The organism is Jeongeupia chitinilytica (assembly GCF_014652315.1).
Lineage (GTDB): Bacteria > Pseudomonadota > Gammaproteobacteria > Burkholderiales > Chitinibacteraceae > Jeongeupia > Jeongeupia chitinilytica.
In genome coordinates this window covers 327,753-342,610 of record NZ_BMYO01000003.1, presented here as the reverse complement: position 1 = coordinate 342,610, position 14,858 = coordinate 327,753, and the positions used below count along the sequence as shown (strand labels likewise).

At 63.8% G+C, this 14,858-nt stretch carries 9 protein-coding genes and 1 riboswitch; of the genes, 2 read left to right on the top strand and 7 right to left on the bottom strand.

What is annotated here, in order from left to right; all coding sequences use genetic code 11:
- Positions 1 to 60 precede the first annotated feature (60 nt).
- The 7 genes from IE097_RS07430 to sbnA form a co-directional block, all read right to left on the bottom strand.
- Positions 61 to 807: a 4'-phosphopantetheinyl transferase family protein gene (locus IE097_RS07430; protein ID WP_189459522.1), complete on the bottom strand. Its 747-nt coding sequence runs from the start codon at positions 805 to 807 to the stop codon at positions 61 to 63.
- A gap of 55 nt (positions 808 to 862) precedes the next feature.
- Positions 863 to 7,306 (bottom strand): non-ribosomal peptide synthetase, encoded by a 6,444-nt coding sequence (locus tag IE097_RS07425; RefSeq protein ID WP_189459521.1) that lies wholly within the window; start codon positions 7,304 to 7,306, stop codon positions 863 to 865.
- A gap of 22 nt (positions 7,307 to 7,328) precedes the next feature.
- Positions 7,329 to 8,903, bottom strand: a complete 1,575-nt coding sequence (locus IE097_RS07420) for a condensation domain-containing protein (protein ID WP_189459520.1) — start codon at positions 8,901 to 8,903, stop codon at positions 7,329 to 7,331.
- 14 nt (positions 8,904 to 8,917) lie between these two features.
- Entirely contained in the window at positions 8,918 to 9,253 is a 336-nt protein-coding gene (locus tag IE097_RS07415; protein ID WP_189459519.1) for an AzlD domain-containing protein, read from the bottom strand.
- Positions 9,250 to 9,966 carry an AzlC family ABC transporter permease gene (locus IE097_RS07410; protein WP_189459518.1) on the bottom strand — a complete coding sequence of 239 codons (717 nt, stop codon included), beginning with the start codon at positions 9,964 to 9,966 and terminating at the stop codon, positions 9,250 to 9,252. The genes IE097_RS07415 and IE097_RS07410 overlap by 4 nt, the downstream gene beginning before the upstream one ends.
- A complete protein-coding gene (gene sbnB / locus IE097_RS07405; RefSeq protein ID WP_229797485.1) occupies positions 9,959 to 11,005 on the bottom strand; it encodes a 2,3-diaminopropionate biosynthesis protein SbnB in 1,047 nt (348 codons plus the stop codon). The genes IE097_RS07410 and sbnB overlap by 8 nt, the downstream gene beginning before the upstream one ends.
- Before the next feature lie 118 nt (positions 11,006 to 11,123).
- On the bottom strand, positions 11,124 to 12,089 hold the full coding sequence (sbnA, locus tag IE097_RS07400) for a 2,3-diaminopropionate biosynthesis protein SbnA (RefSeq protein ID WP_189459517.1): 966 nt from the start codon (positions 12,087 to 12,089) through the stop codon (positions 11,124 to 11,126).
- Positions 12,090 to 12,544: 455 nt separating this feature from the next.
- On the opposite strand from sbnA, the gene IE097_RS07395 reads away from it, so the two are divergent.
- Positions 12,545 to 12,697: a hypothetical protein gene (locus IE097_RS07395; protein ID WP_189459516.1), complete on the top strand. Its 153-nt coding sequence runs from the start codon at positions 12,545 to 12,547 to the stop codon at positions 12,695 to 12,697.
- 570 nt (positions 12,698 to 13,267) lie between these two features.
- Positions 13,268 to 13,330, top strand: a riboswitch (Fluoride riboswitch).
- 139 nt (positions 13,331 to 13,469) lie between these two features.
- Positions 13,470 to 14,750 (top strand): voltage-gated chloride channel family protein, encoded by a 1,281-nt coding sequence (locus IE097_RS07390; RefSeq protein ID WP_229797484.1) that lies wholly within the window; start codon positions 13,470 to 13,472, stop codon positions 14,748 to 14,750.
- Positions 14,751 to 14,858 lie beyond the last annotated feature (108 nt).

Genomic DNA, 14,858 nt, shown 5'->3' with positions numbered 1-14,858 from the left:
CTCGGTCTGGCGGCTCGGCAGGAGCAATTGGACTGGAACGCCTATGGGAGTCGGATCGCTTCAGCCGACTGTTGATGTTGTCTGCGTTGGCAACACCGCTATCCAGGCCGTCACGTCGTCACCCAGCACCGCGCCCGCCACTCCAAGCTTCGGTGCGACAAAATCGGTGAGCTGCCGTGCGTTGTATTCGGTGCTCCAGGTTTGCCCGTTCACCCAATCGGGCTCGATCGCCAGCGCGGATAAATCGAGCGACTGCAGCGTGTCCAGCGTCAGTAACCCCAGTTTCACAAATGCTTCCTTCCGCACCCATGTGCGCAGTAGCGCACGTTCCACCGCGTCGGAATCAGTACTCGACGACGAGACGCCCATCGCCTGCAGATGCCGGATCCGCGCCAATTCTGCCGTTGCCAGCGCCGCAGGCATGATTTCCAGCAGCCGTTCGCTGTCGCGAAGGGTTTCGATATCGATCGCCACCGGATGCAGTCCGGCCACTGCCGCTGCCACGCCCTCGGTATGGCTGATGCTGATGTGCAGTTCAGGATGGCCATCCAGCCTGGGCAGGCCATGCGCTCCACCGCAGCAGGCGCAGTGTTGTATCAGCCGCAGGTCGCTGGCCGAGGTGGGGGTGAAGTGCGCAGCCACCAGCCGCGCCAGCAGGTGGCCGGCAATAAAATCGCTGCGGGCGGTGGCGGACAAGAACGCGTCTGCGCGGTGTTGTTCAGCGCGCGTCAGCCAGTGATGAAAATCCGGCACTGCGGACAATACATCGGCGCTACGGGCCATGCTGTAAAGCTGGGTTTGCGACATGATTGAAAACCACCTGATTGCGGTGGGCCTGCATGTGCAGGCCCACCCGGCTACATCAGTTCAGCAAGGCACGCTGGACCAGGTCAGCGACAGCGGCGGCATGGCTCTTGATGAAGTAGTGACCGCCTTCCGCCAGCTCGCGTGTTACCAATTGCGGGCTGAAGCGTTGCCAGTTCTGTACCAGGCTGGCGTGATCGCTGGTGAGCGGGTCATTCGACGCAATCAGGCACAGCAACGGTTGCGACATCAGCGGCTGCGGCTTTTGCCATAGCGGCATCAGCATGCGGTTGGCTTCGATCGCGTCGTTGCGGAAGGCGCCGGCCAGATGGCGGGTGAGACTGGTGTCGCCGATCCGGTCGAAGGTGAAGCCGGTGACATCCACCAGCCACGAGACGATTTCGGCATCGCTCATGGTTTCGTTCTGGTGAATCTGCGCCTGCAGCACATCGTTTTCGCGCAGCAGTTTTCCCGAGACCACCGCTCCAGCGACTTCGAGTCCGGCATCTTGGGCCTGGCGTACCAATTCGACCGCACCGCCGGTGCCCGAGCAATGGCCCCACGGAATGATCCGGCGGATGCCGCGTTGCTGCAGCTCGGCCACGCAACGGCTGACCAGTTCGGTCACGCCGATGAAGGCTTCGCCGGTACTCGGGTCGTTGCCGGGCGGTTCGACGCCGTACAGGCTGACGTCGGACCGCAATTGCTCGGCCACCGGCTGGAAGTTGATCGAGTTGCCGGCCGCGTAGCTGAAGCACACCAGCGCCAGATCGCTCTCGGCGGTCTTGAGCGGCCGCAGCACGTCGTGCTGGGTGACCGCGCGCTCGCTGTAGGCGGCCAGATCGGCCAGCGTGCGGTGCTCGAACAGGTCCGCGATGCTGAAGCAGCCGCCGGAGCGCATCGCCGCCAGCATCGCCAGCAGCGAGTTGCCGCCAAGGCTGAAGAAGTTGCTGTTGCTGCCGATTTGCCCGGCGTCCGCTTTCAGCACCTCGGCCCAAAGTTGGGCGATGTCGCGCTGGCGCGGCGTCGTCAGTGGCGCGATGGCGGTGAGGTTGTGGCTCTGACGAGCGGCAATCTCCAGCAGGGCTTTCTTGTCGACCTTGCCGGCGCGGCTGAGCGGCAGCGCGTCGATGGCCAACAGGCGGTCCGGCACCATGTGCAGCGGCAGCTTGCGCATCAGCCCGGCTTGCACGGCGTCGGTATCGTCGCTGCCGCAGATGAAGCCGGTGAGGCCGTTGCCGTCGAACACCACGGCGGCGTCGCGCACAGGGTTCATCGTCAGCAGCACGTTTTCGATTTCGCCGAGTTCGATACGCATGCCGCGCACCTTGACCTGCTCGTCCTTGCGGCCCAGATAGGCCAGATTGCCGTCGGGCAGCCAGTAGCCCAGGTCGCCGGTGCGGTAGAGGCGTCCGTTGCTCCATTGCGCCAGCGGGTGGTCGAAATCGAACGCGGCGGCGGTTTTTTCCGGGGCATTGATATAGCCGCGACCGACACCGATGCCGGAGACGCAGATCTCGCCCGGTGTCCCCAGCGGTACCGGCTGATCCTGCTCGTTCAGCACATGCAGTTGCAGGTTTCGCACCGGCCGGCCGACCGGCACGATATGGGTGTCCACCGGCCCGCGGAGGATGCAGTGGGTGATGTCGTCCGACGCTTCGGTCGGGCCGTAGGCGTTGGTCAGGGCGATGTCCGGCTGCAGCGCGAACCAGCGGTTCACCAGTTCCTGCTTCAGTGCTTCACCGGTCAGGACCAGTGCGCGCAAGCGGGTGAAGCGCGGCGCGTCCGGCGTGCTCTCGAGGTAGTCGAGCAGCACGGCAAACCACGAGGGCACCACTTCGAGCACGGTGACGCCGTCGGTCTCCAGTTGGGCGATAAAGTGGGGCAGATCGAGCTGGATTGCCTTGTCGTAGACCACCGTGCGCGCGCCGACCAAGAGGCCGGTGAGGGCCTGCCAGACCGAAACATCGAAGGTGACCGGCGCGGTCTGGGCGATCACGTCGCCGGCGTCGAGTTGCAGGTCGTCGATCTTGGCCTGCATGTGGTTCAGCATCCCGGCGTGTTCCAGCTGTGCGCCCTTGGGCGTGCCGGTGGAGCCGGAGGTGAACATCAGATACGCGAGGTCCTGTGGCTGCGGGCGGGCGAGTGCCGCTGCCGGTGCGTGGGTGGCAGCGCCGAGCGCCAGGCTGACCAGGCTGAGCCCGTCGCTCATGGCCGCCAGCCGTTGTTGCTGCGCCGGCGCGCAGACGACGGCACGCACGCCGGCCTGGGAAATCAGCTCCTGCAGGCGGGCATCGGGCATGTCCGGATCCAGCGGCAGATAGATATCGCCCTTGGCCATGATCGCGTAGATCGCCGCCGACCAGGCCGCCGAGCGTGGCAAGGCGACGCCGACCACCTGCTGCTGGCCGGCCGGCAGCAAGGCACCCAGGGCGTCGGCGTGCTCGGCCAGCGCGGCAAAGCTCAGCTGGCCGGTGTCGTCCTGCAGCGCGATGGCGTCCGGCCGTTGCCGGATCTGCGACCGGATCTGGTCGATGGCGGTGGTCTCGGGCTGCGCGTGCACCGGGCCACGGCCCAGCGCGGCCAGCCGTGCCAGTTCGGCCGTATCCAGCAGGCCGTGGTCGAGGTAGATCGCGTCCGGGTTGCTGGCCAACTGGCGCAGCGCGGCCTTGTAGTAGCCGGCAAAGCGGGCGATCTGCTCGACCTCGAATTCATTGCTGTAGTAGTGCAGGCTCAGGCGCACCTCGTCGGTATACGCGTCCTGGCCAAACTCGGCACGCAGCGGGAACTCGGTTTCAGCGCGGACCTTGACGGTGAGTTCATCCATGCCCGGCAGCGCCTTGAGCTCCTTCAGCATATGGAAGTGGGTGAAGTTGAACACCGTTTCGAACATCAGCTCGGTAGTGCCAAGCGCGGCCTTCATTTCCGCGAGCGGGAAGCGGCGATGCGGCAGGAACGCCGCTTCGTGCGCGTGCACGCGGCCGATCAGCCCGCGCCAGTTTTCCTGCTCGGCAAGCTCGAGCTGGTAGGGCACGCTGTTCAGGAACAAGCCCACGCCCTGTTCGGCGTTCAGCTCTTCCGGCCGGCCGCTGTGCTCGTAACCGGTAATCACTCTTCGGCGGTTGCAGATCACCCCGAGCACGTGCAGATGGCTGGCGAGCAGGACGGTTTTCACCGGTACCGCCAGCGCGCTGGCGAGCGCGCGGATCGCCTGCGACAGGCCGGTGTCGATCTCCACATCAAAGTAATCGATGACCGGCGTCGGCCGTGTTTCCCGCAGCGGGCGCGGCACCGGCATCGCTTCGAAGCCGGCCAGCTCGTTTTGCCAGTAGCTGCGCGCCGCCGGATCTTGCTGGGTCGCGCGCTCGAGCACCAGGTATTTGCGCAGGAAGTCGTCACGCAGCGGCTGCTGCGGCGTTTCACCGCGGCGCGCCATATGGTAGTAGCTGAGCAGGCGCGTATGCAGGCGGTTGATGCTCCAGCCATCCAGCGCCGAGTCGTGGAAGCTCAGCGAGTAGCGGAAGCGCTCGTCCGAGAGGATATGGATGTGCACTCGGATCAGACCCGGCTCGGACCAGTTGAAGCGGTAGTGGCTTTCGTGCTCGAAGAAGGTCTCGAGTTGCTCGGCCTGGCCGGCTTCGTCGAGCCCGCGCCAGTCTTCGATGAACAGCGGCAATTCGGCGGATTGGTGGATGTACTGGACGAATTCAGAATGCTGGCTCAGCTGATAGCTGGTGCGCAGAATCGGGTGTTCGTCGACGATCCATTGCATTGCCTGGGCAAACGCTGCGCGGTTGAAGCTGCCCTGCAGGTTGTAGCTCTGGATATCGTGATACCACGAGGCGCCACGCAGCAGTTCGCTCTGGAAAATCAGCCCCGCTTGCAGCGCCGTCATCGGATACGCATCCTCCAGTCCGGCCGGCAGGGCCGCGCGGTCGGTGGCCGACAGCAGCGAAAACGGCCGGTATTCGACTTCGGCGACGTTCACCGCCTGACGCACGAACGGCGCGAGCTGGCTGATGGTCGGGTACTGGAACAATTGCTGGAAGCTGATTTCCAGCCCGGCCTTGCGCGCATGGCTGATGATGGCAAGGAAGCTGATCGAGTCGCCGCCCAGACTGAAGAAATTGTCGTGAATGCCGGGGTCCTTGACGCCCAGTACCTCGGACCAGATATCGGCCAGCGTCTGTTCCAGCGCGTTGCTCGGCGGCGTCTTGCGGCTGCTCGCCATCCGCGTGTACGGGTCGGGCAGCAGGCCGCGATCGAGCTTGCCGTTGGGGGTGAGCGGGAACGATGCGACCTCGACGATGAACGGCGGGACCATGAATTCCGGCAGATTGCTCAACAGCTGCTGCCGCACCGCGGCTTCGCTGTAGCCGGCGTTGGTCACCGCGTACGCCGCCAGATAGCGGCTGCCGTCTTCGCGGCTGCGCGGAATCACGCGGATATCGGTGATGCCCGGGCAGCGCAGCATCGCGCTTTCGATTTCGCCCAGCTCGATGCGGTAACCGCGGATCTTGACCTGATGGTCGATCCGGCCCAGATACTCGATCTGGCCGTCGGCCAGCCAGCGCACCAGATCGCCGCTGCGATAGACGCGGCGCGGCGTCGGCAGCGCCAGCTGGCAGAACTTCTCGGCGGTCAGTTCTGCGCGGTTCAGGTAGCCGCGCGCCAGATTGACCCCGCCGATGCACAGCTCGCCCGGTACGCCGATGGCGGTCGGCTTGCCGTGCTTGTCGACGACATAGATCTGGGTATTCTGAATCGGCCGGCCGATCGGCACCGAGGCCTTGGGATCGTCGGCCACGCACTCGTACCAGGTCACGTCGACGGTGGCTTCGGTCGGGCCGTACAGATTGACCAGGCGGCTGCCTTGCGGCTGGCCGATCAGCGCGAAGAAGCGGTTGGACTGATGCATCGTCAGCGCTTCGCCACTGGTGAACACGATGCGCAGCGCCGCGTCGCCGATCGCCTGCGGGGTGAGTTCGAGGTCATTGAGGAAGGCATCGAGCATCGTCGGCACAAAGTGCATGTGCGTGACGCGGTGCTGCTGCACCGTGGCGAGGATTTGCGCCGGCTCCTTTTCGGCACCCGGCGCCAGCAACACCACCGAGGCGGCGGCAAACGGCCACCAGAACAGCTCCCACACCGAAACGTCGAACGACACCGGCGTCTTTTGCAGGATGACGTCGTCACTGCGCAGGCCGAACCGGTTCTGCATCCACTCGATGCGGTTGAACGCCGAGCGGTGCTCGATCATCACGCCCTTGGGGTTGCCGGTGGAACCCGAGGTGTAGATCAGGTAAGCGATGTCGTCGGCGTGCTTGTCGAGTACCGGGTTGGCGTCGCTGCCCGCCGCCAGGCAATCGGCGACATCGATGCAACGGATCGTCGTGTCGCCGGTCGCCGCCGCACCGCCTTGTTGCAGCAGCACGAAGGCACCGCTGTCTTGCAGGATGTAGCTGCGGCGGTTTTCCGGATAGTTGGGGTCGATGGGCACATAGGCGGCGCCGGCTTTGAGTACGCCGTAAATCGCCGCGAGCATGTCGATGCCGCGCGGCACCATCACCGCGACGACCTGGCCCGGTTGCACGCCCAGCTCGATCAGCGTCTGCGCCACGCCATTGGCCTGGCGGTTCAGTTCGGCGTAGCTGACGCTGCCGTGCTGATCGGTCGCGGCGGTCTTGTCGGCGTGATCGAGCGCGCGTTGTTCCAGAACCTGTTCCAGCCGGCGCGTTTCGGTGAACGCGCACTCGGGGCCTTGTGCCAGCGTCAGCGCGTGCTCGGCATTGCGCGGGCTGGTGAGGTCGATTCGCTGCGCTTCGGCCGTCGGTGCGGCGCAAAGTTGCGCCAGGATGTGTTGCAGATTGTCGAGAATCGCTTCGCGATAGACGGCCGGGAAGGGCGCGCCATTGGCACGGAACACCAGCGCGGCGCCGGCGGTCAGTGTTTCGAGCTGCAATTGCACCACGCCCGGCTGGGCCAGTTCCGCCGCGTCGTGGCCGACGGCCAGGTGCAGCCCGGTGAGCTGTGCGCCGCGATCCAGCGTGACGTGGCGGCGAATGTCGTTGAACGAGCCAAAGTCGTACGCCAGCGCGTCCAGAATGATCTGCCGGTGGCTTTTGATCAGCTCGGACAGTTTCTGCTCGGCGGCGGGGGCTTCGTTCAGCAGCAGCAGGCAACGCGGCGGCTGGCCGCCGACCGGCACCGAAATCCCGGTGCTGAGCGGGGTGTCGGAGGCGACGTGACTGTGTAGCAGCAACTGCGTCGCAACCGACATGACGGCGGCGATATTGATCCAGTCACCCTTGGAGATCGCCTGCAGCGATGCGGCGACGTCGCCGGACAAGACCTGCGTGGAGATGCCGTTGTCCGGCGCATAGCCGGGCATGCCGGCAAAGGCCGCGGGCATCCAGCTCGGGCCCAACACGGCCTTCAGATAGGCCGCGCTTTTCAGTGCGCGTTCTTTGACCGCCGAATCATTCTGGGTAGTGGCTTGCATGGGGTTGATGTCCTGTGATTTTTCAGAAATCAAAATCTGCGGCAACAATCGGTGCGGCCTGGGTTTCGGCCGCCTCGGCTTCGATCAGCGTCCTAAGCGCCGTGCTCGCCGGGCTGCCGACCAGGCGACGCAAGATGCGCAGCAGGTTGTTGGTGAACACGCCGACGGTGTCGGCGTCAAAGCGCTGCGGGCAGTATTCCCACTGGATTTCGTAGCCTTGCTCGGCCAGGTCGAACACGTGGATCACCTGCGGCAATTGCGCCATTTTTTTGGCTTCGCAGAACGAGCGGAACTTGCCGCCGGCCACATCGTTTTTTTGGTAATCGATGTTCTGGAAAGCCAGCAGTGCATCGAGCGTCGGGCGGTCCGCGTCGTTGCGGTTCTTGACGTGATGCAGCTGCGTCTGGAATGGATAGCTCTGGTGGTCGAGCGTGCCGAGAAACTGCGCGGCCAGCGTCTGGATCGCCAGGCCGGCTTGGCCTTGGTCATCCAGCGCAAACGGTACGATCACCGTATTGACGAACATGCCGAATACATCGGCCAGCTCCGCCTCGTCGCGACCGCTGACGACAACGCCGACATGGCTGCGCCATTCATGGGTGAAGCTGGTCTGTAGCAGCGCGTAGGCCAGCAGCAGCACGCTGAACGGCGTGGCGCCCAGTTCGGCGGCGCGCTGGCGAATCCCGGCGGCCAGCGCTGCGTCGATCAGCAGGTATTCCACCGCGTAGCCCAGCGGCGCGCTGGCGGCGTACTGGCGATCGGTCGGCCACTGCGGTCGGGCGACGACGTCCTGCAAGCGCTGTTGCCAGAAGGCTTCGGCTTCCGGCGCCACGTCGCGGGTCTGCGGCCAGAACGTTCGCGCTTCCGGCTCCGTGCGGGTGCCGGTGAGCTGGTCTTTCAGCGCTTGGACAAACAGGCCCACCGATAGCCCGTCTGCCGCGATATGGCTGAAATCGAGCAGCAGCACTGTCTCGATGCCGTTGAACGGCACGATGCCGGCGCGCAGCAGCGCGCCCGCACCCAGGTCGAAAGGCTGGACGAAGTGTTCGGCGGCCGCGCCGATACTGCTGAAGGTCTGCAGTGCGATCTCGTCGGGCTGGCCGGGCTCGAACCACAGGCCGGCGGCATTCTGGCCGAAGCGGCTGAACAGCATCGGAAACTGGCGTGCCGCACCGGTGACGGCCTGCTGGAACCGTGATGCCGGGATGGCGCCGGCGGTGCGCAGGATCAAGGGGATGTTGTACGCGGTGGTCGCGGCGTCCACGCTGTGGGCGTAGTAGATCAGTCGCTGCGCGGCGTTTTGCGCAAAGCGGCCGAGCGGCGTCGCGGCTTGCGGCGCCACGTCCATGGGGGCGCCGGTGGCGTGTTCGCGAATATAGTCGAGCACCGCGTGCAGGCGTTCGGCGCGCAGGATCAGCGACACCGGGACCTTGACGCCGTACTGGCGAAAGCAGCGCGCGGCCAGCGTGGCGGCGAGGATGGAGTCGCCGCCGCAATGGATTAGCCGCATTTCGAGCACGTCATCGGGCAGCGGATGGGGGAACACGCCATTGAGCAGCGTGGTGAAGCCGTATGGATCGATCGTTGAGAGCGACATGGAAAGGGTCCGGGTCAAACTTGTGGCAGCAGGAAATAAAACGCCAGGAAGCTGAGGTAACTGAGCATCACGACGGCAAAGAAGCTCTTCAAACGCAGCGAGAGTGCGACCGCCACGAAAGTCGCCAACACATAGGGATTGCGCAGCAGCTGCAGTGCATCGCCGCCACCGCTGCGGTGCCCGGTGATGCCGGACACGATCAGCACGGTCAGAATCGCGGGCAGGAAGAGTTCGAGGCAGTCCTTGACGAGTGCAGGCAGCACGATCCGTTCGGCGAACATGAAGGCCACACCGCGAATGCTCAGGACCACCAGGCCCATCAGTACAATGGTTGTTGTCGTATTGATCATGCCGAGGCCCCGCTGACCGCGCGCTCGCGGCTGAATCCGGACAATTTGACCAGCGTGACCGCACCGAGGCAGGCAACGATCAGTCCCAGGTTGTAGGGCAGGTTCTGGCAGGGCAGATACAGGATCAGCGCGGCGAGCGACACCAGCAGAAAACGCCGCTGTTTCAGGTAGGGCCCGAGCATGGCAATGAACGAGGCGGTGGCGATGAAGTCGAAGCCGAGATGCGCGACGTGGCTGGCCATGCGGTCGCCGACATAAATGCCCAGTGCCGTGCCGGCGAGCCAGTTGAAGTAGAAGATCAGCACGCACGCCAGGAAAAAAACATGCTTGGCGCGCGCGCTGACCGGCTCCTTGTAGCGGTCCTTGGCCAGGAAGAACACCTGGTCGATCAGCCCGAACGCCAGCAGTGCGCGATAGCTGATCGGCACGGCCTTGACCTCGTCCACCAGCGACATCGAATAGATGAAAAAGCGCAGGCTGAGCAGCAAGGTGGTCAGTAGCACCACGGCCAGGTCGGCGTGCGTGATCAGCAATTGCAGCCCGACGAACTGGGCCGCGCCGGAATACACCCACGCCGACATCAGCAGCGAGTTGCCGACCGACAGGCCGGCGTTTTCCGCCAGCGCGCCGAACACGATGCCCGACAGGAAGGCCGACAGCAGGAACGGCGACGAGCGCTTCAGCGCCGTGACCCAGGCGCCATGACTATGCATTGCCCGTTTCCTCGTGCGCCCAGCGCTGGGTTTCGGCAAAGAAGTTGGGGATCTGGTGCGCCTGGCCGGTCGCGGTGGCTTGTTCGTAGACGAAATGGCCGACCGCCAGATCGAGCACGCCCAGGCCGAACGGCGAGAACAGCGTGGGCTTGTTGCGATCGAGCGTGATCGCGCCGGTGATCACTTGCGCCAGCGTGCCGTTCACGAAGCTGCGGGTCCGGTATTTCTGCTCGGCCAGGTGCGGCGAGGTGTTGGCCTTCATGCAATGCTCGACGTCGTCGACCACGTTGTTGGCCGCCATCACGATCTCCGGCGCGATGTCGCGCAGCGAGATGTTCAGCACCAGCTGGCCCGGCTTGAACGTATCGGGCTCGGTGATGTAGGGCGTGGCCACGGTGGTGGCCAGGATCACCAGATCGGCACCTTCGAGCGCGTCTTGCAGCGAGGCCGAGATCACGCTGTGATAGCCGGCCAGCTTGTGACCGTGCGCGGCAAGGCGCGTGGCGTCTTGCGGATTCAGGTCGAAGACGGCCAGCTGCTCGGTGCGCCAGTCCTGGTCGATCAGGAATTCCAGGATGTTGCGGGCAATGATGCCGGCGCCGATCACGGCAATCTTGCGTGCGTGGCGTTGCTCCGACCCCAGTACGCTGGCGGCCAGCGCCGCCGAGGCCGCGGTACGCGCGGCGCTGATCAGCGACGCTTCGAGGCAGGCGTACGGATAACCGGTGTCGTACTGGTTCAGGATCAGCGTCGCCGAGGCACGCGGCAGGTTGTGCTGGATGTTCTCGGGATAGCTGGCGATCCATTTGATCCCGGACAGGCGGGTGTCGCCGGTCAGCGCGGCCGGCAAGGCGATGATCCGCGACGACGGTTTGTCTTCAAAGCGCAGGAAATAGCTGTCCGGGTTGATCGTCTGGCCGAGTTCGTGCTCGATGTAGGCGGTACGGACGATGTCAACGATCCGACCGCGGTTTTGCTGGATGAGGCTGTTGATGCTTTCGCCAGGGATGACGGAAAACAGGGGCATGGCATGCGACATGAACGAAGGTCCTGGGCAAGGGTGAATACGGAGGGAGGTAATGTGCGGATGGCGTCAGCAGGCGGCCGGGCGGCGCCATCGGCGCGAGGCCATGGGCCGGGGCCGCCGCTGCGGCGGATCAGGCGACGGCTTGGTCGGTGTAAAAATCCGGAAAACGTTCGTCGACCCAGTCCTGGCTGTAGAGGGTGTCGATATAGCGATCACCGGAATCCGGGCTGAGCGCCACGACGGTTGAACCCGGCGGAATGGCGTTTTCGTATTGGGCCAGCGCCGCCAGCACCGTGCCGCTGGAGCCGCCGAGCAGCAGGCCGTACTCGCGAGCCATCCGGTGGCACATCGCCACGGTGTCGGCTTCCTCTACCGAAATGAAATCGGCAATGCCTTCTTCGCGCAGGAAGTGCGGCGTGACGCTGGAGCCAAGGCCGGGAATAAAGCGGCGGGAGGGCTTGCCACCGAAATTCACCGAGCCGATCGAGTCGACTGCGATGATGCGGGTGCTGGGCGAGTCTTTATGCAGGCGCTCGGTGCAGCCAGCCAGCGTGCCGGTGGTTCCTGCGCCGATAAAGACGAAGTCCAGATTCGGGAACTGGGTCATGATCGATTGGGCGGTGCGCGCCGAATGCACCGCCGGGTTGGCCGGGCTCTGGTACTGGTTGAGCCAGACCAGACCGCGTTCCTGCGCCAGTTTTTCCTGGATATAGGCCAGGCGGCTGCCGAGATAGCCGCCATTGGCATCAAGCTTGTTGATCACCACCACTTCGGCGCCATAGGCCTCGATCAGCTTGATGTTGGCCGGTAGGGTGTTTTTGTCCACAACGCAGGTGAAGTGGTAGCCACGCACGGCGCAGATCAGACTGATTGCGACACCCAGATTGCCGGAAGATGATTCGATCACGCGGCGGCTTTGTTTCAGGCCGGCATGTTGTTCGGCGTAATCCAACAGTGCGACAGCGGTTTTCATCTTGATGGAGCCGCCGGGGTTGTAGGACTCCATTTTCAAGTAGGCCGTAGAGTGCTTTAGAAAGCCCGGCAACACGACAAAAATATCATCCAGGATGATCTGGTCTGCACTGGGAAAAATCATTTCTCGTCCTTGGGTTGGTCGGAGCCGCGTGAGGGTGCTGACGGGAAAGGGGTGCTTCGCCGCCAATTGTTTTGTTACATTGTTCGGAACATTTGTGAAAACTTTATTTATATGAAAAATTTCATGTATGTAATTTTCAGTAATTTTGCAGTATGGTCGACGTTGCGTCCAGCGGGCACATGAACTACGTGCAACATTGATGATTAAATGTGCGAGCACGGTTGGTTGCGTTACAGCTGATGCGGGCTAGGACGGGCATCTTCGAGCGCAGAACTTGGCTGATTGCGTTGTTGCGCACCGATCTGCTTCCCGGGTTCAAGATCAGGAAGAACTTGGTCGAGTCCGTTTTCCGAGCAGGAGACGGCAGCGAGGAAGCACATTACTGACGAACAGATTCCCGATTCCCTCAGGCAGGCCGAAACCGGCATCCCCGTACAGGGCGCTGTGCCGGTGGCATGAATCCCGAGATCCGCCGGCTGAAGAATCTGGAGCTGGAGAACTGCCGGATGAAGAAGTTGCTGGCCGAGGCGCAACTGGAATCGAGGTACTCAAGGTTGCTGCTGCTGGAAAAGGCTGAGCCCGGCGGGCACCGCATGCCGTGGTGCTGAAAATGCGGACCTGCCGGGAGAAGTCCGTGTGCGCGCAAACCACCTGACCGGGCTGCTCCGCTTGGTGCTGAACTACCTGCCTCATCGCGCTAAACTGGTTGTCAGCCTTCAAGCTCTCCTGATCGCATTGGCGCGGAAACGTCGCCGCTTCGGTTGCCGCTGCTCCGCATCTCCTGCAGCGGGGCCATCCGGGGTAGCCGCACGTGGGGCAACCGGCTCCATCGCAGCGCCGGCTGATTGGTGAAATGCCGTTGTCGCCGTTATGGCGTGGCGGTCGAGCGAGAGCCACGAGCACTGCCTGCTGCGCCGGATCAGGCGTGGTCGAAGGAAATCGTCTTCGATGCCCTCGATACGGGCAGCTGGATCAAGTGCCTTGCGGTGGTGAACGACTTCACCAAAGGGTCGATCTGCATTCCGGTTGATACGGGATCAGCGACTGGGCGTGCTGGCGGATGAGGCATTCGGGCTGCGTCTGCCCAATTTCCGAATGGGTCGAGGACTCTTGTTGCGTGTCGCCTTGGCCACTGCACGACAAAGTGTCTTGAACAGCAACCGGCCCTGCGCGTAGAGTTGCCGTTCGGGGGTGGCATTCCCCCGTGAACCGCCCTTGGGGCTAATGATGCCTACATCGTTCCTGGTCCTCCCGGGGCGGCGTAGCTGCATTCACTCCGTCCCCAGCAGGTCCAGGCCGTCACACTGCCACCTCCGGACCTGTATGAAATACTCTCCCTATTCCGAACAGATCGAGCTGCTGCCGTACCTCGCCAAATGGGTGCTGCTCGCCAGTGCCGTCGCCGTGCTGGCCGGTACGGCATCCGCGTTTTTCCTGTTTGCCCTCGACTGGGCAACGGCCACACGGATCGCGCACCGCGAACTGGTCTGGCTGCTGCCAGTGGCCGGCTTCGTCGTTGATTGGCTCTACCTGCGGTTCGGCCGCGAGGTCGAGGCCGGCAACAATCTGCTGATCGACGAAATCCACGATCCCCGCAAGATCGTCCCGCTACGGATGGTGCCACTGGTTTTGGGCGGGACGGTGATGTCGCATCTGTTTGGTGCTTCGGTGGGGCGTGAAGGCACTGCAGTGCAGATGGGCGGGGCGTTGGCCGATCAGGTGACGCGCTGGCTGGGGCTGGATCGTACGGACCGGCGCATCATGTTGATGGCCGGGATCAGCGCGGGTTTCGCATCGGTGTTCGGCACGCCGCTGGCCGGTGCGGTGTTCGGGCTCGAGGTTCTGGCGATCGGCAAGTTGCGTTATGACGCCTTGCTGGCGTGCACTGTGGCCGCCATCGTTGCCGATCAGGTCGGACTGTGCCGGGGCGTGCGTCACACCCACTATGCCATTGCGACCATTCCGCCGATCTCGCTCTGGCCACTGTTGGGCGTTGGGCTGGCAGGCATTGCCTTCGGGCTGGCCGGGAAGGTGTTCGCCGACGCGACGCACCGGCTCGGCGGCTGGGTGAAACGCCACATTGCCTATGCGCCGTATCGCCCGCTGTTGGGTGGGCTATTCGTTGCATCGATCGTCTGGTTTGCCGGTGCGGACCGTTATATCGGGCTCGGCATACCGGCCATTGTCGAGGCCTTCCGGCTGCCACTGTCTTGGCACGATTTCGCCGCCAAGCTTGGTTTGACCGTGCTGTCATTGGGCAGCGGCTTCAAAGGTGGGGAGGTGACGCCGTTGTTCTATGTCGGCGCAACGCTTGGCAATGCGCTCGCGCCGTTGCTGCATCTGCCGTTTCCGCTGCTGGCAGGTGTCGGCTTTGTTGCGGTGTTTGCCGGCGCGGCCAATACGCCGATCGCATCGACCCTGATGGCGATGGAGCTGTTCGGTGCCGAGATCGGCGTCTATGCCGCGATTGGCTGCGTCGTCGCCTATCTGTTCTCCGGGCACGCAGGAATTTACCGGGCGCAGCGCATCGGGGCCGGCAAGCTGCGCCATGTACCTGAAGGTATGGCACTTGGCGAGGTGCCTGATTATCGGCGTCGACTGAAGGCGCGTGCGGTGGTGCAGCGACTGAGGCTCAAGACCAAGGAGTCTGGTGACAAATGAGGGGTTCTTGCCACTTCGTACTGCGTATCTGCATGACCGGCAGAACGGAAGCCAACGGACGTTGTGGTCGTCCGGTTCGAGTGCGCTTAAATAGCTGGCAGCCAAGAA